The sequence below is a fragment of the Arthrobacter sp. YA7-1 genome, assembly GCF_025960325.1.
In the GTDB taxonomy this organism is placed as follows: domain Bacteria; phylum Actinomycetota; class Actinomycetes; order Actinomycetales; family Micrococcaceae; genus Arthrobacter; species Arthrobacter bambusae_A.
The window spans coordinates 3,543,919-3,564,842 of record NZ_CP110114.1 but is presented as its reverse complement, the minus strand read 5'-3'; the positions used below and the strand labels follow the sequence as shown (position 1 = coordinate 3,564,842).

General features: G+C 64.5%; 18 protein-coding genes. 8 read left to right on the top strand and 10 right to left on the bottom strand.

The features are described 5' to 3' along the window. The first annotated feature begins 134 nt into the window (after window positions 1-134). Window positions 135-2,237, top strand: a complete 2,103-nt coding sequence (gene paaZ / locus OIT41_RS16680; protein ID WP_264636903.1) for a phenylacetic acid degradation bifunctional protein PaaZ — start codon at window positions 135-137, stop codon at window positions 2,235-2,237. Window positions 2,238-2,350: 113 nt separating this feature from the next. Here the strand turns inward: paaZ and OIT41_RS16675 are convergent, their stop codons facing one another. After that, window positions 2,351-2,671, bottom strand: a complete 321-nt coding sequence (locus OIT41_RS16675) for a GYD domain-containing protein (protein WP_078107704.1) — start codon at window positions 2,669-2,671, stop codon at window positions 2,351-2,353. 210 nt (window positions 2,672-2,881) lie between these two features. Here OIT41_RS16675 and OIT41_RS16670 point away from each other — a divergent pair, with 210 nt between their 5' ends. Continuing rightward, a complete protein-coding gene (locus OIT41_RS16670) occupies window positions 2,882-3,289 on the top strand; it encodes a VOC family protein (RefSeq protein ID WP_241709336.1) in 408 nt (135 codons plus the stop codon). A 165-nt stretch (window positions 3,290-3,454) separates the two neighbouring features. On the opposite strand, the gene OIT41_RS16665 is transcribed toward OIT41_RS16670, so the two are convergent. From OIT41_RS16665 to OIT41_RS16655, 3 genes are read right to left on the bottom strand one after another with little or no spacing between them, the layout of a single operon-like run. Then, a complete protein-coding gene (locus OIT41_RS16665; RefSeq protein WP_078107744.1) occupies window positions 3,455-4,057 on the bottom strand; it encodes a TetR/AcrR family transcriptional regulator in 603 nt (200 codons plus the stop codon). A 53-nt stretch (window positions 4,058-4,110) separates the two neighbouring features. Continuing rightward, window positions 4,111-5,463, bottom strand: coding sequence for a phenylacetate--CoA ligase PaaK (gene paaK / locus OIT41_RS16660; RefSeq protein ID WP_264636902.1), 1,353 nt, complete (start codon window positions 5,461-5,463; stop codon window positions 4,111-4,113). A 7-nt stretch (window positions 5,464-5,470) separates the two neighbouring features. Then, on the bottom strand, window positions 5,471-5,953 hold the full coding sequence (locus OIT41_RS16655; protein WP_264636901.1) for a hotdog fold thioesterase: 483 nt from the start codon (window positions 5,951-5,953) through the stop codon (window positions 5,471-5,473). Window positions 5,954-6,082: 129 nt separating this feature from the next. Between OIT41_RS16655 and OIT41_RS16650 the strand changes: the two genes are divergently transcribed. From OIT41_RS16650 to OIT41_RS16640, 3 genes are all read left to right on the top strand, one after another. Further along, window positions 6,083-6,637, top strand: a complete 555-nt coding sequence (locus OIT41_RS16650; RefSeq protein ID WP_264636900.1) for a GNAT family N-acetyltransferase — start codon at window positions 6,083-6,085, stop codon at window positions 6,635-6,637. Window positions 6,638-6,755: 118 nt separating this feature from the next. Beyond that, window positions 6,756-7,556 carry a response regulator transcription factor gene (locus tag OIT41_RS16645; RefSeq protein ID WP_264636899.1) on the top strand — a complete coding sequence of 267 codons (801 nt, stop codon included), beginning with the start codon at window positions 6,756-6,758 and terminating at the stop codon, window positions 7,554-7,556. 82 nt (window positions 7,557-7,638) lie between these two features. Continuing rightward, window positions 7,639-7,815 carry a hypothetical protein gene (locus OIT41_RS16640; protein ID WP_264636898.1) on the top strand — a complete coding sequence of 59 codons (177 nt, stop codon included), beginning with the start codon at window positions 7,639-7,641 and terminating at the stop codon, window positions 7,813-7,815. 100 nt (window positions 7,816-7,915) lie between these two features. Here the strand turns inward: OIT41_RS16640 and OIT41_RS16635 are convergent, their stop codons facing one another. From OIT41_RS16635 to OIT41_RS16610, 6 genes are all read right to left on the bottom strand, one after another. After that, the gene (locus OIT41_RS16635; protein WP_264636897.1) at window positions 7,916-9,547 is read right to left on the bottom strand and encodes a GAF domain-containing sensor histidine kinase; all 1,632 of its coding nucleotides are present in this window, start codon (window positions 9,545-9,547) and stop codon (window positions 7,916-7,918) included. 66 nt (window positions 9,548-9,613) lie between these two features. Continuing rightward, window positions 9,614-11,833, bottom strand: a complete 2,220-nt coding sequence (locus tag OIT41_RS16630) for a S9 family peptidase (RefSeq protein WP_264636896.1) — start codon at window positions 11,831-11,833, stop codon at window positions 9,614-9,616. 78 nt (window positions 11,834-11,911) lie between these two features. Beyond that, window positions 11,912-12,406: a hypothetical protein gene (locus tag OIT41_RS16625; protein ID WP_264636895.1), complete on the bottom strand. Its 495-nt coding sequence runs from the start codon at window positions 12,404-12,406 to the stop codon at window positions 11,912-11,914. Between the two features lie 58 nt (window positions 12,407-12,464). Then, the gene (locus OIT41_RS16620) at window positions 12,465-13,400 is read right to left on the bottom strand and encodes a signal peptidase I (RefSeq protein WP_264636894.1); all 936 of its coding nucleotides are present in this window, start codon (window positions 13,398-13,400) and stop codon (window positions 12,465-12,467) included. Between the two features lie 87 nt (window positions 13,401-13,487). Beyond that, a complete protein-coding gene (locus tag OIT41_RS16615) occupies window positions 13,488-14,108 on the bottom strand; it encodes a CalY family protein (RefSeq protein ID WP_264636893.1) in 621 nt (206 codons plus the stop codon). A 169-nt stretch (window positions 14,109-14,277) separates the two neighbouring features. After that, entirely contained in the window at window positions 14,278-15,321 is a 1,044-nt protein-coding gene (locus tag OIT41_RS16610) for an LCP family protein (protein WP_264636892.1), read from the bottom strand. Window positions 15,322-15,742: 421 nt separating this feature from the next. Between OIT41_RS16610 and OIT41_RS16605 the strand changes: the two genes are divergently transcribed. The 3 genes from OIT41_RS16605 to OIT41_RS16595 all read left to right on the top strand — a co-directional run bounded on the left by OIT41_RS16605 (window position 15,743) and on the right by OIT41_RS16595 (window position 20,377). Further along, window positions 15,743-16,705 (top strand): plastocyanin/azurin family copper-binding protein, encoded by a 963-nt coding sequence (locus OIT41_RS16605; RefSeq protein WP_264636891.1) that lies wholly within the window; start codon window positions 15,743-15,745, stop codon window positions 16,703-16,705. A gap of 114 nt (window positions 16,706-16,819) precedes the next feature. After that, on the top strand, window positions 16,820-17,485 hold the full coding sequence (locus OIT41_RS16600; protein ID WP_264636890.1) for a PAS and ANTAR domain-containing protein: 666 nt from the start codon (window positions 16,820-16,822) through the stop codon (window positions 17,483-17,485). A gap of 117 nt (window positions 17,486-17,602) precedes the next feature. Next, a complete protein-coding gene (locus OIT41_RS16595) occupies window positions 17,603-20,377 on the top strand; it encodes a PEP/pyruvate-binding domain-containing protein (protein ID WP_264636889.1) in 2,775 nt (924 codons plus the stop codon). The last annotated feature ends 547 nt before the right edge of the window (window positions 20,378-20,924 follow it).

The window sequence follows — 20,924 nt, the reverse complement described above, 5'->3', positions numbered from 1 at the left end:
GACGCCGCCCGAAGCGGCATCTAGTGTGCAGATAGGGCCTCTCATGTATTCTGGGGATATTACCGAACGGCCGGTCAGTAATTTGCGGTCGTTCTGTCCATTTCGTGCCCGTGCCTTGGAAGGACCCGTCGACGATGACCAGTACCGCAGTCGCTCCGGAAGCCACAACCGTTGAAACCGTGCCCAGTTTCGTCCAGGGCGAGTGGTGGACCCCCAGCGCCGACGCCACCGCCGGCGTGCCCGTCCGCGATGCCAGCACGGGCGAGATCCTCGCAACGGTCAACACCGACGGACTGGACCTTGCCGGCGTCGTGAACTACGGCCGCACGGTGGGCCAGCGCGAGCTCGGCAAGCTCACCTTCCATCAGCGCGCCCTCAAGCTCAAGGAACTCGCGCAGTACCTCAACGGCCGTCGCGAGGAGTTCTACACCTCGTCCTTCAAGACCGGCGCCACCAAGATCGACTCCATGGTGGACATCGACGGCGGCATCGGGGTGCTCTTCACCTTCGGATCGAAGGGCCGTCGCGAACTGCCGAACTCGCAGGTCGTGGTGGACGGTCCCATGGAAGTCCTGTCCAGGGACGGTTCCTTCGCCGGCGAGCACATTTACACCCGCATCCCGGGCGTCGCGGCTCAGATCAACGCCTTCAACTTCCCCGTGTGGGGAATGCTCGAGAAGTTCGCGCCCGCGTTCATCGCCGGCGTCCCCACCATCGTCAAGCCAGCCACCCCCACCGGTTACGTTGCCGCCGTCGTGGTCAAGGCAATCGTCGAGTCGGGCATCCTCCCGGAAGGCTCGCTGCAGCTCATCTCGGGATCCGCCCGCACCCTGCTGGACCACCTCGACTACCGCGACATTCTCGCCTTCACCGGCTCCGCCTCCACCGCCAACTCGCTGAAGTCCCACGTCAACGTGGTCCAGGGCGGCGTCCGCTTCACCTCGGAAACCGACTCCCTCAACGCCGCCATCCTCGGCCCCGACGCCGTGCCCGGCACCCCGGAGTTCGACGCGTTCATCAAGTCGGTCGTCACCGAAATGACGGTCAAAGCCGGCCAGAAGTGCACCTCGATCCGCCGCACCATTGTGCCCCAGGCCCTGGTGTCCGACGTCGTCGCCGCCATCGGTGCGCGGGTGGACGAGCGCGTCGTGGTCGGCGACCCCCGCGCAGAGGGCGTCACAATGGGCGCCCTCGCGTCCCTCGAGCAGCTCGCCGACGTCCGCGCCGCAGTGCAGTCAATGCTCGACGCCGGTGGTGAGCTTGCGTACGGGACGCTCGATTCGCCGTCGGTCACCTCGCTCGACGGCACCGTCGGTGTCGTGGAGGGTGGAGCGTTCATGTCTCCGGTCGTCCTGAGCTGGGCCGACGTGGACTCGGAAGCAGTCCACTCGCTCGAGGCATTCGGTCCGGTGTCTTCCGTGATCGGGTACTCGGACCTCGACGACGCCGTCCGCCTCGCCGCCCGCGGTGGCGGCTCCCTCGTGGCCTCCGTGTGCACCAACGATCCTGCGGTCGCCCGCGAATTGGTGACCGGAATCGCGGCGCACCACGGCCGCGTCCTGATGCTCAACCGCGAGGACGCCCGTTCGTCCACCGGGCATGGTTCGCCCGTGCCGCACCTGGTCCACGGCGGACCGGGCCGCGCCGGTGGCGGCGAGGAACTCGGTGGTATCCGCTCCGTCATGCACCACATGCAGCGCACCGCTATCCAGGGCTCGCCGAACATGCTCACCGCAGTGACCGGAGTCTGGCACGCAGGCGCGGACCGCAACTTCACAGTGGAGACGGAAGGTACGCACCCGTTCCGGAAGTCGCTTGCTACTCTGCGGATCGGTGACGCCGTGCGGTCCGAACTGCGGCAGGTCACCCTGGACGACATCACCGCCTTCGCCAACTCCACCGGCGACACCTTCTACGCCCACACCAACCAGGAAGCGGCCGAAGCCAACCCGTTCTTCCCGGGAATCGTGGCGCACGGCTACCTGCTGCTCAGCTGGGCCGCCGGATTGTTCGTGGAGCCGGCGCCGGGCCCGGTCCTGGCCAACTACGGCCTGGAGAACCTGCGCTTCATCACGCCCGTGGCCGCAGGGGATTCGATCCGCGTCACGCTCACGGCCAAGAAGATCACCCCCCGCGAGACCGACGAATACGGCGAGGTAGCCTGGGACGCTGTGCTGACCAACCAGAATGACGAAATCGTAGCCACCTACGACGTCCTGACCCTCGTCGAGAAGTAACCCCCTTCCGACGCCCGCTCACGTATGGGGGTGTTTGGCCGGACGCTCGCTCACTGTGCCTGCATACGTGGAACGCTCCCCAGCACTGGGGAGCGTTCCGTGTCTGAGGAGTTCTATTGCCCTGGGGCGCGGTATGCCGGGGTCTTCTTGGCCGCTTCGTCGAGATCCTCAACCGTCATGAGCGGCTTCAAATGCAGGCGCACTGCGCCAGTCGCATTGATCATGAGTGACAGGGCGGCGGCGCTAGCCGCGTCAGGGATTTCGAAGACCCCGACGACGTCGGTCTCGCCGAAAGCGTAGTAGAAACATTCGAGCGATCCGTCTACGGATTTGAGTGCATCGACCACAGCATCGCGGCGCTTGGTGCCGCCCTCGCGCAACAGCCCGTTGATTCCGTCGCCGACGTAGTTTGCTTCGAACAGATATTTCGTCATTGTCTTCCCGTCCCGTGATGTCCAGGACTCGGGCCTCCTGCGGTGCTCCCATCACCCGTTGAGGGAAGGTCCCGGAGTTGTTCCCCTGCGAGGGGGCTTTGCACATCGTAGGCCGAGGCTGCCGCCCTGACAACGGGCCAGACCAAAGTTTGCTCACGAGGTCTTTCCGATCGCGTGCGGCGTAAGATTTTTTGCGTAGGAGGTGGCGAAGTGAACCTAGCACTGAGAACAGCCACAACCGTCTTGCCCGTCGACGACGTGGACCGAGCCCGCAGCTTCTACGCAGAGAAACTCGGCCTCCCTCATCGCGGCATGACCTGGGATGGAAATGATTTGTTCGGCATCGATGGTGGTCCCATGCTGCAGTTGATGCCCATCAAGGACGGCATGCATTCATCGCACACTGCCCTTTCCTTTGAAGTCAGCGACATCGAGCGGACAGTCGACGAAATGGAGGCGAGCGGCGTCGAATTCCGGGATTATGATCTCCCCGAGCTCAAGACCGAACACCACATTTGTACTACCGACGCCGATCGTTGCGCCTGGTTCATGGACACGGAAAACAATGTCCTCTGCGTCCACGAAAGCTTGGGTATCCAGGCCGAATACCAGCTCTGAAAAGCATCACCGCACCACGCAGAACGCTCGCTCACTTTTTAGTGAGCGAGCGTTCTGCCAATTGGGGATATATGTGAGCGGGCGTCGGTTGAAAGGGCCGTATATGTGAGCGGGCGTCACAGGGGGAGGGCGCGGAGAGGGACGGAGGGGTGCCCCGGAACCGTCCTACGCCGAGGCGTGCAGGCCGTCGAACGCCATGGTGATGACGTCGTCGGCCAGGCGCTGCGGGGAGAGCGAGCCGCCCGGTTTGTACCACTCCACGATCGAGTTGATGGTGCCGAACAGGAGCCGGGTCACGGTGCGGGGATCGATGTCCTGGCGCAGCGTGCCTTCTTCTCGGGCGGCCGAGATCAGCGCGGCCACCTTGTGGTCGAAGGCACGACGCCGTTCCAGGGCGTCGCGCTCAATGTCGGTGTTGCCGCGGAGCCTCAGGAGCAACGTGACGAAAGGCAGCCGGTCCACCAATACGGCGATGGTCTGCCGGAGGACAAATTCCAAACGGGCATCCGCTGCCCCCGTCACAGCCTCGGGCTGTTCGAGGATGGCCTCGAGCCCACCGAGGGCGTGCTCAAGCGCGAGCTTCAGGAGGTCACCCTTGGACGGCACATGGTGGTAGATGGCCGACTTTGAGATTCCGAGGTTTTCGGCCAGAATGCCCATGGACGTGGCGTCGTAGCCGTGGCGGTTGAAGACGTCGACGGCGATGAGCAGCACTGATTGCTGGTCGTATCCGGGGCGTCCCCGCTTGGTTACTGTTTCACTAGGCATGCTGGCCATTTTCTCATGAACGTTCGGTTGATCCGTGTATCCGCCGGGCCGCGTTACCTCTTGGGTCGCATGTCATAGACGCGGCGCAGCTTGCCGTTGGAACGCTCGAGCGAACCCGGCTCCACGACGTCGACGACGCACGAAGAACCCACGTGGATCTTGATCTGCTCGCGCAAGGCGTGTGCCGCCGTCGTGCCCGCCTCGACGGAGACGTTCTCGCGGCGCTCAATCTTGACCGTGAGCGAATCCATGCGCTTGCCTTCGGGGCGGGTGAGCTCGAGCTGGAAGTGCGGGCTGAGCTCGGGGATGCGCAGGGCGATTTCCTCGATCTGCGAGGGGAAGAGGTTCACGCCGCGCAGGATGATCATGTCGTCGCTGCGGCCGGTGATGCGGCCCATGCGGCGGTGCGCGGGGCGGGCGGTGCCGGGCAGCAGGCGGGTGAGGTCCTTGGTGCGGTACCGGATGATCGGCAGAGCTTCCTTGGTGAGCGAGGTGAAGACGAGCTCGCCCGGTTCGCCGTCTGCCAGCACAGCACTTTCCCCGCGCGAGGGATCGAACGGATCGATGATCTCCGGCCGGAAGTGGTCCTCCCAGATGTGGCAGCCATCCTGGGTCTCCACGGCCTCGCCCGCTACGCCCGGGCCCATGACCTCGGAGAGCCCGTAGATGTCGCACGCTTTGATGTTCATGGTGGTTTCGAGCTCGTGCCGCATTTCCTCGGTCCACGGTTCGGCTCCGAGCACCGCGTACTTGAGCGAGGTCGACGCCGGATCGACACCCATGTGGACCATCGCGTCGGCGATCGTGAGCAGGTAGGTGGGCGTTGCCAGGATGGCATCCGGCTTGAAGTCCTGGATCAGCTGGATCTGGCGTTCGGTCTGGCCGCCGGACATCGGGATGACGGTGCACCCCAACGCTTCGGCACCCGCGTGGGCGCCGAGGCCGCCGGTGAACAGGCCGTAGCCGTAGGCGTTGTGGACCTTCATGCCGGGGCGGACTCCTGACGCCCGGAGCGAGCGGGCCACCAGGGTGGCCCAGTTGGCGAGGTCGTTTTTGGTGTACCCGACGACGGTCGGCCGGCCCGTGGTACCCGAGCTCGCGTGGATGCGCGCTACTTCGTCCTGGGGCACGGCGAACATGCCGAAGGGGTATTCCTGGCGGAGGTCTTCTTTGGTGGTGTACGGGAACTTGCCGAGATCGGACAGTTCGCGGAGGTCGGAAGGGTGGACGCCGGCGTCGTCGAACTTGCGCTTGTACAGCGGGACGCGGTCGTAGGCGTAGGACACGGTGTGCTGGAGGCGGCTGAGCTGCAGGGCCTCGAGTTCGTCGCGGGAGATGGTTTCTTCGCGATCCAGCTGTGCGGTGTGAAGCGGTGCGTCGGGAGCGGCGACGGTGTTCTGTGTCATGGTCTTCCTACTTCTTGGAGATGGTGCGGCTGCGGCCACGGAACTCGGCGATGAGCTCGCCATAGCTGCCCGGATCCTCGGGCGAGCCGACGGCGGCAGCTTGGCTTGCGTCGGCCGCGAAGATTTGGATGTCGTACAGGCCGCTGCGGCCGTTGTTGGCGCGGCGGTTCGCGACGGCGGTGATCACCTGGCCTTGATAGGCCGGCTTCAGGAAGTTGATGTCGACGCCGGCGGCGACGGTGATGGTGTCGGCTTCCGACGGCGAGGGGTTGGCCGGGTTGCATGCCAGGGCAAACGCTGAATCAGCGAAGGCGAAGATCATTCCGCCGTGGGCCATTCCGAAGCCGTTGAGCATTTCCTGCCGGAGTTTCATGCGGACGGTGGCGTGGCCGTCGTCGACCTTGAGTACCTCCAGTCCCATCCACTCGGAGGCGTAGTCGTTCTTGAGGATCTGGTGCTGCGCTGCGCCAGAAAGGGTGGTCTCAACCATGCGTCATTGCCTCCAGCTTTATTTACCGAATGTTCATTAGGTAATCCCAGTTTGCTTGAACTGTCAAGAGGTGACCGCTCGGCGGGCCCGATCCGGACCCCAAAAAACCCGACGTAGTAGCCTCGAGTCATGCCGCTCATCGAACTGCCCATCCGGACTGCGAGGCTCGTGCTTCGCCGATTCGAGGCCACTGACCTGGAGCGATTCCACGGCTACCAGTCACTGTCCGGGACTGCCAGGTTCCTGCTCCGGCAGGAATTGACCCTCACGCAGTCCATGGAAGCGCTCGGCCGTTACGCCAACTTCACCTTCGAGCAAGAGGGCGACTGGGTGTGCCTCGCCATAGAGCGCGCGGACTCGCCGGGGCTGCTTGGCGAAGTGGTCCTCAAGTGGCTGCCGGGCACGGGGCAGGCCGAAATCGGCTGGATCCTCGCTCCGGAAAGCCGGGGCCAGGGCTACGCCGCCGAGGCAGCCGAGGCCGTCCTCCGCCTGGGTTTTGAGAAGCTGATGTTCCACCGGATCGACGCCAAATTGGATGCCCTGAACACCTCGTCGTCGGGATTGTGCGAGCGGCTTGGGATGCGCCGGGAAGCCGAGCTTGTGGACAACTGGCATTACAAGGGCCAATGGTCCACTGAAGTCATCTACGCGATGCTCGATTCTGAGTGGCGCGCGCGGAAGTAGCGTCCGCTACCCGGACGAAGCGGGACTTACGCCGACATGCGCGAGAATAGCGGTACCGCCGGTGTTAAGGTGGGCTGAGCATAAGAGAGATGGGGATCTTGACGTGGGCGCATCGGGCGTGGCTGTAGTAATCGAGGATGACGATGACATCCGTGAGGTAGTCCATGCCGTCCTCGAGGCATCGGGCCTAGAGGTTTACGCGGCCGGAAACGGCATCGATGGCGTGGATGCCGTCCGCCGTCACAACCCCGACGTGATCACCTTGGACCTTGGCCTGCCGGACATTGACGGGATCGAGGTCACCCGTCGCGTCCGGGAGTTCAGCGACGCCTACATCATCATGCTCACTGCCCGCGCGCGCGAAGTGGACACCCTGCAAGGGCTGTCCGTCGGCGCCGACGACTTTGTCACCAAGCCCTTCCGCCCCCGCGAGCTCCTGGCCCGGGTTGAGACGCTCCTCCGCCGGCCCCGCGGCAGCAAGCTTTTGAGCGGTTCCGCGGGGAGCACGACGGCGGAGCTGCCGCCGGCCCAGGCGCTGAACTCGCCAACCGCACCCACAACCGTGATTTCGGGGGCTGAGCCATCAGGGCTGGAACACAACGGCCTCTTCCTCGACGTGGCCACGCGGACTACCCGGGTGGATAACGAAGAGGTGCAATTGACCCGCACCGAGTTCGACCTCCTTCAGGCCCTGATGGAGGCTGGACGCGTTGTCCGAAGCACTACTGGGCTTGCCCGCTGGCTCCATGCCAGGGAGTACGAAAACGGAGGCTACGTCAGCGAATCCGAAGAGCGTGCGATCCAGGTACACATCGCCAATCTGCGACGGAAACTCGGCGATTCGGCGCAGTCGCCGCGTTGGGTTGAAACCGTGCGCGGCGTCGGTTACCGGCTGGCAGCAAAGACATCCGAAAACTGAGCCAATCTTAAGCGAACCTTTAACGAGCCTCTTTACGCTGGGAATGTCAACTTCGGATTTTTACGGCTCAAAGGAGCACTGCATGAAAAAATTCGCCGCAACACTTCTCATGACGGGCGTGCTCGCTATTGGTGGATTTGTCAGCCCCGCCAACGCCGCCCCGAAGCACGACACCACGAGCACCACGAGCTCCACAGTAACGACGGTTAACACCGGCACTGTTGTCCACTACGCCTCGATCGGTTGGTGGCCCAACTAACTCACAGTAGATGCCGTTTTGGCGCCTCATAACGGCATCTACTGCCAGTTACTTGGGTAGACGCACATAGAGAACACCGCCCCGGATTCAGCGGCGCGCCTTAGCTCTCTGCATCCAGGGGGAGCCGGACTGAAACCGTGGTTCCCACGCCAAGGGCGGATTCGACATCGAGCCGGCCGGAATGGCGTTCCACAATGTCGTGGGCTATCGCCAAGCCAAGCCCGCTCCCGGGGATGGCCGCGGTGGAGGCGTTTGAGGCGCGGAAGAACCGCGTGAATACTTGCTCGATTTCCGTTTCCGGGATCCCGACGCCGGTGTCCTCCACGCTGACCACGACGCTGGGAACCGTGCCTGGGTCCGAGGTGATCCCGCTGCTGACCGCCACGTGGCCGCCGTCGGGCGTGAACTTGATCGCGTTGCTGATGATGTTGGCGAAGACCTGCTCGAGCTTGGCTTCATCGGCCTGGACAGTCACGGTTCCCGGCGCGTGCATCACGGTGAGGGACAGCGAACGGGAGTCAGCGAGCGGCTGCAACGTCGAGACAACAAGCCTGAGCAAGGTGCCCACATTCACGCGGCTCAACTGGAGATCGCCGGAAGTGTCCTGGTGCGAGACGGTGAGCATGTCTTCGATCAGCCGTCGGAGCCGCTCGGCATTTCGTGAAATGACGTCGACCATGCGCTCGACACCTGCGGGAAGAGGTCCGCCGGCGCCGCTGCGCATCATGTCCAGATAGGCCGTGATGGACGTCAAGGGAGTTCGAAGTTCGTGGTTCACCGTGGTGAGGAAGTCTGTCTTGGCCTGGTCGAGCTCCTGGAGCTTGTACATGACCTGCTGTTGCGCGCCGATCAGGTGGCTCTGCATCAGGCCATACGCCAAGTTCCCCGAGACGTGCTGGATCAGGCCTATTTCGGCGCGGGTCCATTCCTGCGCCGTGTCCGGGCGCGCGATCCAGATGACCCCCAGAACGAGATCTCCCTCGCCTACCGGCACCACAACAGACGCCGACGGCGCACCCGCGCCACCCGGCGCACCCGCGCCACCGGATTCACCCGCGGGAGCCCGTTTCGGCAGCGGCTGCACCTCCGCTTCCGCCCACAACCGTTCCGCGAGTTCGAACGTGGCGATGTCGCCGGTGAGTTCGCCCGGCAGGACTCCGGGTACCAGTCCCGGAGCGTTCCATTCGGCGCTGACTTGCGGCACCCGCGTGTCCGGGAACGTCGTGAACCAGACGTGTTCCGCGCCCAGGGCCTCGCCGATGCCCTTCACCAGATGCTGCGCTATCCGGTCCGGGTCAATGGTGGACCGGATCGCCGCGGACACCTTCCGCAGGCTCTCCCGCAGCGACTCGGCTTCCGAACGGCGGCGCGTGCGTTCGGCGGCCCGGGCTATCAGTACCAAGGCCCGGTGCACCCGAAATGCGGGAGGCTGGCCCCGATAGGTGAAATCAGCAATCGTCCACCCTTCCAGAGCCGTAACATCCAGCTCGTCTTCGGGATCCAGCAGGAGCAAGACCGGGGCGTCATTCCGGGGAAGGAACTCGCGGAGGTCGTTGTCCACCACCAGCACGTCGCTCTGTTCGCTTCTCAGCGCGGCAGCAAGTGAACCGGCGTCGTGCGCTGAACGAACCATGAACCCTGCTGCGGTGAGCGCCGCCACCGTCTCGGCAAGGCGTCCGGGATCAGGGTCAGCCACCAAGGCGCGGTTTGGTGCCGATGCGTCGTTAGTCAATCGACTGTCCACTACGCTCCTACTGTTTCGGTTCGGCCCCCATGGGAGAGCCTACTATCGAGGGCGCTACTTAAGCCCTGCTCCAGGCAGGAGTTCGACGGCGCCCAGCGAGTCCGCGACGAAGGCATAGTCCCACGCGCGCTCGCGCCACTGCACGTATCTTCCCGAGGCTCCGCCGTGTCCGCCGTCCATCTCGATCTTCATGACGATCGGCGCCGCGCCGGTGGTCTCTGAACGCAAGACCTGGACCCATTTGGCGGGTTCGACGTAGAGCACGCGGGTGTCGTTGAAGGACGTGACGGCTGCGATCCGCGGGTACGACACGGCGCGGATGTTCTCGTACGGGGTGTACGACTTCATGTATTGGTACACCTCAGGATCGGTGATGGGGTTGCCCCATTCCTCCCATTCGAGCGCGGAGAGCGGCAGCTCCGGATCCAGGATGGTGTTGAGCGCGTCCACGAACGGCACGGCCGCCACGATTGCCGCATACTTTTCCGGCGCAAGGTTGGCCACGGCGCCCATCAGCAGGCCGCCCGCGGAGCCACCCATCGCGGCGATCCGCTCCGGCGCCACCCAACCGGAGGACGCGAGCCAGTCCGTTGCCGCGATGAAGTCCGTGAAGGTGTTCTTCTTGTTGAGCTTCTTGCCGTCGTCGTACCAGCGCCGGCCGAGCTCGCCGCCGCCGCGGATGTGGGCGATCACCATGACGATTCCGCGGTCGAGGAGTGACAACCGGGCCACACCGAAGCCGGGATCCATGCTGACCTCGTACGAGCCGTAGCCGTAGACCAGGCCCGCGGCGCTCGAATCCTGCGCAAGGGAGGCGTGCCGCAGAACGGACAGCGGCACGCGCGTGCCGTCCGCCGCCGTCGCCCATTCCCGGGTGGCCACGTAGTCGGACGCAGTGTACCCGCCCAGCACGGGGCTTTCCTTCCGCAGCAGCAGTTCGCCTTGCGGCAGCGCGGCGGTGGGCAGCACGAAGTCGTACACCCGCGACGGCGTGAAGTAGGAGGTGTATCCGATGCGGATCACCGGCGCTTCATAGTCGGTTCCGCCCACACCAGCCGTGTACAGCTCCTCATCGAAGGCTGGCTCCACGGCGGCACCCTGGGCGGCGGTGCCCAGCCCGGCGAGCGGGAGCACCTGCACGCGTTCGATCGTGTCCTGCCGTACAGACACCACCAGATGCGTCGAGGTGACGCCCGCGCCGTTGACGCGAACGGCGTCGGAATGCCCGACGACGGTGCGCCAGTGCTGCTCGGCCAGCGGCTTGGCGAACTCGGCCGGGTCCGCGATGGACACCATCGAGTTGATGGCGTCCTTGTTGTGGGTCAGCAGGATGGTCTCGACACCCTCGAGGAGGAACGGCTCGGCCTCGTAAAGGATGTGCTCGTCCCGGGAAATCACGGTGGACAGGCCGGCGTCGAAGTCGTCGAAGCGGAGCAGGCGCGTCTCGCTGAATTCCGAGCAGCCGATGCTCAGCACGAGGTACCTCCGGTCGGAGGAGAGCTCGAACCCGAGCCACATGGCGACGTCGTCCTCTTGGTAGATGACCTCGTCCTCGCTGACGGGCGTGCCCAGGACGTGCGACTTCACTTGGTAGGGGCGCCAGGAATCGTCCACCACGGTGTAGAAGATCCGGGTGCCGTCGGGGGAGAAGGCCACGCCATAGAAGATGTTCTCAATGACGTCGGGCAGCGGTTCACCCGTGCGCAGGTCCTTGATGCGGAGCGTGAAGCGTTCCTCGCCGGAGTTGTCCACGGCGTAGGCATAAAGGTTGCCGTCCAGCGTCACGGCCGTGCCGCCAACGGAGAAGAACGGCTTGCCTTCCACCTCCGTGTTGCCGTCCAGCAACACTTCTTCACCCTGGAGTTCGACGCCGGGTTCCACCGCCGGCGGGGTCCAGTCCGCCACGGGATTGCCGGAGTTCGCAGCCCGGACGCGGCACTGGATGCCGTACTCCTTGCCTTCGACGGAGCGGGTGTAGTACCACCAACCGTCCTTGCGGCTGGGGACCGAAAGGTCGGTCTCCTGGGTACGCCCCTTGATTTCCTGGAAGATCGCCTCGCGCAGCGGTTCCTGGTGTGCGGTGATGGCTTCCTGGTAGGCCATTTCAGCCTTCAAGTGCTCAATGACCTCGGTGGATTCCTTGTCCCGCAGCCATTCGTAGTTGTCCACGAAAACATCGCCGTGGTGCTCGCGGGTGTGCGGCACCTTCTTGGCGACGGGGGCCGTTGGGCTGTCGACGTGGGATGGCTGGGCGGAACCGGAAGTCTGGGTCATCCTCTCAATATATAGAGGGCTTGCGACATCGGCGCCCGCGTTCGCTGCGGGGGTAGCGGCGTGCGGGTGGTCGTCGGCTTAGGTGCAGGTGAACTGGCCCGTCGTGGCTGTACCTGTCCAGGTGTTGCTGGTGCCGGGGACCGGGTACTGGTTCTGGACGGTCCAGGTCCAGGTGCCCGTGTGGGGCGAGATGGACGCTTTGTAGCTTGCGCCGCCGCTTTGTTTGCTGGTGCCCGTGAATACGGTGCTTCCGCCGCTGGAAACGGTGAAGACTCCTGTGAATCGCGGATCTGTTATCGCCCAGGACGTGACGGTGATGGTGAGGTTCGAACCTTGGCAGTTCGCGGTGACGGTTGCCGTGGATGCCGGGATCATGGCGGAGGAGACGGGGAGTGAAGCGCTGTCGGACCCATTGAACGCAGCCTGCGCGATACCGGGAGCGAAGATCAATACCGCAGCCGCCGCCAGGACCGCGGCGACGCGTCCGGACGCAGGCGTCCGCCCGGCGTCGGCGGTGCTCCGGCTTCTACGCAAGGTCGGCGGCTTTCTGTCGGGCCCGGTGGTCCATTCCATTCTTACGACTTTCACACGGTAAGGGCAGCGGATCCGGTTCGGTTCTTCGAAGGGGTTTTCATGCAACGCGGCGCATGGTGTGGCCGCCCAGGGCTTTTTCCAACTGCGGCTGGTGTTCGCGGACAAGTTCGCCGGCGTGGATTGCCGCGGTGTGGTCGGTCATGACCAGGGCGTGTTCGAGGCGGACGCAGTGCTGTTCCATCCGGAGCGCCCCGACCATTGAGGAACTGGTTTTCAGGCTGAGCACCGCGTCCATCGCGAGGTCGCTGTCGCCGCTGCTCAGGGCGTGGCTGATCTTGTCCACCCGCTGGGGCAACAGCCTGGCGTAGGCGGCCGCGAACTTCTCGGCGGCCTCCTTGCTCTTCATCTCCCGCGCCAGGCGCTTGAGGGGGCGTCGGTCGAAGGCCGGCAGGGGGCGCTGGGCAGCCCCGGCGTCCGCGTCGTCGTCGCCCTCGGGCTTTTTCCGCCAGATGGAGACGAGCACCATGACCACCATTGCCGCCGGAGCGCCGTACATCAGGACCTTCAGGACCACGGGATCACGAAGAGTGCGGATCGCGTTGCCGAGGTAGGGAACGGTGAAAACCTGGCGGTCAACCTGACCGCCGGCCAACGTCGCCGTCCAAGGGTCGGCGCCGTTGTTGGCGTCGCCCTTGGTGCGGACGGTGGCGGTGCCTTGGCTGTTCACTGCCAGGTCGATGATCCGGTGGGTTTCCACCCTTTGGTCCTCCACCGGAATGTGGTACGTGATGATGTCCCCGACCTTCAGGTCTTTGACTGCGACGGGAACCGTGACAACTACGTCTCCGGGGTTGATCAGCGGCGACATCGAGCCGGTGAGCATCGTGCTGGTCTGGTAGCCGAGGACGCGGGGCCCGACGGCGAGGAACAGGAACGCAGCGACGGAGGCTACCATCACCGTGGTCGTGATGACGTTGACCATGGCCCGGACAAACGTCGAGACCCGCTGGTGGCGGACCAGTGGTGCGGTCATGGCTGGGTCTCCGTTCCTGTGGAAGGCCCTCCGCCGTCGTTTTTCAGGGGGGCTCGACGGCGGAGGGCTGGCTGGGGTGGGGCGGCGTTACTGGGCGGTGGCGGTGCGCTGGGTGCCCGTGAAGGTGAACGCGATGGTGCTGCTCTGGCTCTGGAGGGTGTTGTCCGCGGTAGCGGGGAGGGTCAGGGTGACGCGCAGGTTGTCGGTGTGTCCGGCGGTGACCGAGGTCAGGTTGGCCAAGGCAACGTTGGCGCCGATGACGGGCCGGGAAGCGAGGACGCTGGTGGTGGTTCCGGTGCAGGTGTAGGTGTACGCGGGGGCGGTGCCGGCTTCGGTCCAGGGGACGGAGCAGGCATCGACAACAACCTGCAGGCCCATCGTCGTGTTGGTGTCCAGCAAGGAGGTGGGCGAGGCCGCGGTGGTCAGGGTGATTGCGGAGAGGTTCTGGTTGCTGGCTGCGTTGCTCAGGGTGGCCACGCGCTGGACGGTGTCGCCCGGGACCAGGCCGGAAGCGGCGACGCTGAGCCGGTTCGCGGTGCCTGTGGCGCCGAGGGCGATGCTCACGCTGCCGGAGGCGACGGTGTTGCTGGCCGAGGTGCTGGAGGTGAAGGCACCGTAGGTTCCCAGTCCCGCCACGCCGGCAGCAGTGCCGACCAGGGCCAGGGAAGCAATGACTTTACCGGAGGTGGTTTTCAGGTTGAGACCCATGATGATTTCCGTTTCTTGAAGCCCGTTGAGACCGGGATTTCACGGACTTTGCTGCCCGATGACCTCTACTTTCCGGCAGGAATTTTAGGAAGGCGCAAGGATTCCCCAAGCTTCCCTTCAAGATTAGTTAAATATTCAATCAAGATCTTTGCGAGTGTTGAGCGGGAGCTCAGTAACCATGTGCGGCCACATACTCCGGCAAGGTTCCGTCCCGCAGTGCCCCGGCCACTTGCCCGATCCCGGCGTAGTCAGGCACCACGATGGACTGCCCGTCCGGGGAAGTACCTGTGCCTGCCGTGGGCAGGGTGAAGAAGACGGAAGCGGCGGGATCCACCGTCCGGAGGGCGTAGGCCAGTCTCGCGACGGAAGCCGGATCGTATCCTTGGTCCACCGTGAGGTAGTTTGTGGCGAAGTTGACCAGGCCAAGGACGGCGGCCGGAGACTGGATTCCGCTCCTGAGCTTGCCCAGGAGTGCCCGAAGGAACGTTTGCTGGTTGCGGACGCGTTGGTAGTCTCCGTCCACGAACGAGTAGCGCTCGCGGACGAACTCCAAGGCAGCTTCCCCGTCCAAATGGTTGACGCCCGCAATAAAGGTGTGATGGGTGTCAAAGCTCGCGGTGAAGGGCAGCGTGACATTGACGTCGATTCCGCCGAGGGCATCCGTGAGGACCTTGAAGCCCTGGAAATCCAGCATGACGGTGTGGTCGATGTGCGTGCCCAACAGCGTCTCAACGGTCCGGACCACCAGGGGGATGCCTCCCACCTCCAAGCTGGCGTTGATTTTGGCTGCGCCATAGCCCGGGATGTTCACCCAGTTGTCGCGCATGATCGAAATGCCGTAGACCTTTTGCCGGTCCGATGGAACGTGGATCAGCATCAGGCAATCCGAACGTTGGTCCGCTGACTGGCCTGTTGTGACGGTCTGGTTGTTTTGGTCCCTCGCATTTGCCCGGCTGTCGCTGCCAATCACCAGGATGTTCATGGGGGTCGTGGGCAGCTCGGGGATTATCGGCGGTGCGGGTGCTGCAGCGGTTGGCGCGGGGGACTTAGTGGGGGACGGGGCACGGGTAGCCGTGGCGCCGGCGGAGGCGCTTGAGGGCGATGGCCCGGACGATGTCCTGACGGAGCCGGCGATGACTGCCGCCAGGACCACGACGAGCGCCAGCAGGACTGCGAGCCCCGCCGATAGCCACAGTCGCCGTCGTCTGTCCATGTCCGGAAAGTACCACTCAGCTGGGTTAAAAACGGCTCCGGGAAAGCCTCAATTCGGATACAAAAGCAGCCGCCGCGAAGTCCGTTTTGTCTCGACAAAATAACGTTCCAGGAGCACGATGAGAGGTAAATCTCTCGCCTTCACATGGGCCGGCTTTGCCGTGTCCTATCCGTTCCGCAATGGGGGGCTCTTTTGCCCACGGAACCGGACGCTATCCCTCCGAGCAAGGGAGGACCCTGCATGACCCCAACGTCGTGGCGCCGCACCGTATGCGGGGGAGGGGCAGCAGCTGCGAGCTGAAGTTCATAGGGAAGTTCAAGGAATCCGAGTCACCGTCAAACGACGCCATGGTCTCCGGCGCCTCAAAATTTCCAGGCTGATAACAGCCGGTCAGCAATGATTTTCCTAAGGAATGAGTCTTATGACTACTCATCCGAAACCCCTTCTATTGCCGCGCCTTCGAGCGCTCATGATTTTGCTCCTTGCCTTGGTCCTGCCGGTGGCACTCAGCGGCACAGCAGCAGCGGACAGTGGCAAATCCGCAAGGACGTGGACTGTCCAGGTCGGCTCCGAATCGTCGGACCAGGCCATCCAGGGGATGTCCTTCCTGCCGAAGAACATCTTCATCAATGCCGGCGACAAGGTCACCTGGGAGGCCAACTCGGCCGAAATCCACACGGTCACGTTCCTTGCCGCAGGGCAAACCATCGAGTCAACGCAACCTTTTGATCCTTTCAGCCCGCTCTATATCTCCGCGCAGGGCGGCGCGTCCTACGACGGGCACTCCTATTACAACTCCGGCGTGATGTCGAATGTCTCGGACAGTGGGTTCGCCGAAGTTGATTCCTACACCCTGACGTTCCCGGATGCCGGCGATTTCACGTATTACTGCCTGGTGCATGGCGCGGCCCAGAAGGGCACCGTGCATGTGAGGGCCAAAGGTACGGACTACCCGTACACCCAGGAGCAATACAACAACCGGGTAGATCGGGCTGAACGGGCCATCATCCGTGACGGCTACAAGCAATGGAGCGACGCCCGCGATCAGGCCAACGATCACACGGTCATTTCCGGAACCGACGACGGCGTCGCCATGGTCATGCGGTTCATCGAACCCAAAGTGGTCATTCACGTTGGTGAGAAAGTGAGCTTCGTCAACAACGGCATGGGCGAGCCGCACACGATCACTTTCGGTACCGAACCGGCCAATCCGTTCCCGCCGCTAGGCGATCCGACGAATTACACGGGCGGGCAGCTCAATTCTGGCCTTTTGCCGCCGGGCGTGACATTCACCGTGACATTCAACAAGGCAGGGGTGTACGACTACATCTGCGCGCTGCATGACTACTTTGGAATGGCCGGCAAGGTGGTGGTGAAGGACTGACCCCCTATTGTGAACGCAGAGAGGGGCTTGTTGGGCCGCCAGCGTCGTGCGCCCGCTGTATTCTGTACGCTTAGCTAAATTAGTAAGCACACTTAGGAAGTGAGTCTTTGCGCCATGTTGGACAGCCCTCATACGTACTCGAGTGCACTGGGCGCCCCCGGCTTTCTGGCCGGAACCTTCCTCTTTGACCCATCCTCGGGGAAAGCGGAATGGTCCGACGGGCTCTTCAATCTCCACGGCTACGAGCGAGGGGAAGTTGTGCCCACGCTTGAGCTGCTGATGTCCCACAAGCACCCGGATGACAGGCCGCCGGCCATGGAGATCCTGGCCCAGGTATTCCGCGAGGGCGGACACTTCTGCATTTACCACCGGATCATCGACGCGCAGGGACATGTCCGTCGTGTGCTGACGGCGGGGAATGCGCAACTGGGCCCGTCGGGAGCGGTCGCCGTCGAGGGGACCACGATCGACCTGACGTCCACGCTGCGGAGGGAAACCGAGCAGGCGGCGCGTGACGCCGTCGCGGGCGCCAACGCCACGCGGGGCGTCATCAACCAGGCGCGCGGCATCCTGATGGGGCGGTTGCTCCTTGACTCCGACGCCGCCTTCAAACTGCTCGTGAATTGCAGCAGCATGACGAACGTCAAGGTCGCAGTCCTGGCGTCGCACCTTGTACGCGTGGCGGACACCGACGAGGGGCCGGAAGCGATGGACGAGTTCATTCGCGTCCTCCAGGCTTGCGACCAGGCGGCGATAAACCGCGCGTTGGACCCGCAGTAAGACTTGGACCCGCAGTAGGAAGCCGGCCAGCGCAGCCATCGCCTCCCGCCCGGCAGCGTGGCAGTATGTTGTGAGTCAGGCTCGATGAGGGCGTCTCCGCGATAAGGAGCGACAGTCATGACCTACATCTACAGCTTCGCCGATGTCCAAGCGGCCGACGTCGCCGTGGCGGGCGGCAAGGGCGTCGGGCTGGGGAACCTGGTTCGCGCCGGGCTGCCGGTTCCTCCGGGTTTCGTGCTGGCCACTGCGGCGTATGGGACCTTCGTGGATGCCAATGGGATTCAGGCGCGCATCCAGGAGTTGGCGGCACTCACGTCCGAGACTGCACCGCAGGATTACGAGGACGCCTCGGCCGCAATCCGGGCCCTTTTCACCGGGGGCACCATGCCTGCCGCCATCGCCTACGAGCTCGCCGCCGCTTATGAGCGCCTCGGCGACGGCGGCGGGCCCGGCGGCCGCGAGTCCGCCGGCGCGCCCGTGGCGGTGCGCTCGTCCGCCACGGCGGAGGACCTTGCCTCGGCCAGCTTCGCCGGGCAACAGGAAACCTACCTCAACGTCCGCGGCGCGGAAGCACTGGATGCGGCCGTCATTGACTGCTGGTCTTCCCTGTGGACGGCGCGGGCCATGGCCTACCGGGACCGCGAAGGCATCGCACCGGGCGATGTCCGCCTCGCCGTCGTCGTCCAGCGGATGGTCGAGGCCGAGGCGGCAGGGGTCATGTTTACCGCCAATCCGGCCAACGGGCGGCGGGACCAGATTGCGATCAGTGCCGCGTGGGGCCTGGGGGAGTCCGTGGTCAGCGGAACCGTCACCACGGATGACCTTATTGTGGAAGCGGGAACCGGACGCGTACTCTCGCGCCGGACAGCCGACAAGGAAGTCATGACCGTCTACGCGGACCACGCGGCGGACCGCGGCTCCGGCGTCGTCCCGGACCAAGGCGTCCCGGATCAAGGAAGGACGACCGAGCAGCCGGTCCCGGCTCCGCTTCGGAACCGGGCCGTGCTCGACGACGGAGCTGCCGCCGCGCTGGCGCGTTACGGAACGCGGATTGCGGACTACTTCGGAACTCCGCAGGACATCGAATGGGCACGGGCAGACGGTGATTTCTTCATGCTGCAATCCCGGCCCATCACGGCACTGCCTGAACCCGTGGCTGACATTCCGGACACCTGGCCGCTGCCTTACCCGAAGGGGCTCTATTTCCGGGCGAGCATCGTGGAACAACTGCCGGATCCGCTCTCGCCCCTCTTCGCCGACCTCATTGACGGCTCGGTGACCCGCTCGCTCAAGGCCCTGATGAACGAAGCCGTGGGCAGCGAAGTCGTCAGGGACGGCGACGTCGGACTGCCCACCATCAACGGTTACGCCTATTACTACTACCGCACCATGGCACTGTGGCGAGTGATGGGCAAGGCGCCTGGAGCTGTGGTCGCCCTGGCCCGCGGCAAGGCCCACATGGGCATGACCGGTTGGCGGGAATTCTCGCATCCGCGCTACAAGGAGGTGCTCAAAGACTGGTCGGCGAAGTCCGCAGGGGAGCTTTCGGGAGAGGAACTGCTTGGGGGCGTCCGGACGTTGCTCGAGGCCGGAACCGTGTACTACACAGCCGTGGAATCAGTCATTCCGATCGCCGCCACGAGCGAAATCTCCTTCCGGACGTTCTACGACAAACTCATCCGGCGTGCGGGAGATCCTCCAGCCGAGACATTCCTCCTGGGCTATGACAGTGAACCCATCCGTGCGGAGAAGTCGTTGTACGACCTCGCGGCATGGGCCCGGGAGGTTGAGGGGCTGGCCCAGGCGATCCTCAATCAACCGACGGCGGCGCTGGCCGAGTCGCAGAGAAACTGGCTCCCGCCTGCCGGGATGGACCCGGCCCTTTGGCAGCAGTGGCGGCCGCGTTTCCAGGCCCATCTCGATCGGTTCGGCCATGCGGTCTACAACCTGGATTTCCTCAGCCCGGTACCGGCAGATGATCCTTCGGTGCTGCTGGATACGGTGAAGTTCTACCTGCGGGGGCACGGAAATGACCCGCACGAGCGCCAGCGTCTCTCGGCCGCCCGACGAGAGGACCAGACCGATCGGATCCTCGCACGGCTGGGTCGGACCCGGCTCGGGCGGAGTCGCAGGGCCCCGTTCATCCGCCTGCTCCGCTGGGCGCAGAAGTCCGCGCCGGTCCGCGAAGACGCGCTCGCCGACGTCGGGCTCGCCTGGCCGCTGATCCGGCGGATGCTGCTCGAACTCGGACAGCGGCTGGTCTACTCCGGCATCATCGCCAGTCCCGCCGACGTGTTCTGGCTGCGGCAGCAGGAGCTGCAAAGCGCCGTCGAGTTCGGCCTCGCCGCGCCGCAACCGCCGGGCACGACCGAGCCGCTAGCACCGGTGGCGGTGGCGATTACTGGGGCGGCCCGACCCGTCCGGGCCGACGTCGTCGAGGAGCGCAAGATGCTTTGGCGGGGCCAGGCCAAGGCGGCTGCCCCGCAGCTGCTGCCGGAGACCCGTTGGATGAAGGGCGTCTTCGAATCAATGATGCCGGCGCGCTCCCAGGACCAGCCGAGCGACGTCATCAAAGGGGTCGGCGCCAGCGCGGGCCGGGTCACTGCTCCTGCGCGCGTCCTGACCGGGCCACAGGATTTCGGCCAGATGGCGCCCGGGGAGGTCCTGGTTGCGCGCATCACCACTCCCGCGTGGACCTCGCTGTTCGCGATGGCCTCAGCCGTGGTCACCGACGTTGGAGGCCCGTTGAGCCATAGCTCCATCGTGGCCCGGGAGTACGGCATACCCGCCGTGCTCGGCACCGGAGTCGCGACCCAGCGGCTCACGAGCGGCCAACAGATCACCGTCGACGGCGACGCCGGCACCGTGACCGTCGAACACCCGGCCGGCTAACTGAGCGCCCCCTCCCCGGACGCCCGCTCACGTATGTCGGGTTTTTGGCCGACGCCCGCTCACATATGTGGTGTTTCCGGCGGACGCTCGCTCACGTATGTGGTGTTTCCGGCGGACGCTCGCTCGGTTGATGTGAGCGAGGGTTTTGGGATTTGTGCGTATATGTGAGCGAGCGTCCTGGAGGGACCGCGGACAGGTATGTTAGAGCCCGACGGCGGGAGTCGGGTTGCGCTGTCTTCTGGCCTCTCGGGGTGCCCCCACCGACGCCCGCTCACGTATGTGGTGTTTCCGGCGGACGCTCGCTCACTTGATCTGAGCGAGGGTTTTGGGATTTGGGCGTATATGTGAGCGAGCGTCCTGGAGGGACCGCGGACAGGTCGGTTAGAGCCCAACGGCGGGAGTCGGGTTCGCTGTTCCGGCCATGGCCGGGGGCGGCAGGGATGCCCAAGATCGCCGGGTTTCCCTAGGTTTAACCCAAGAAATGCGCAGGATCGCGAGTCTTGACACAGGATGTCCCAAGGACTGCTCCACGGGGTATCGGGCGTTG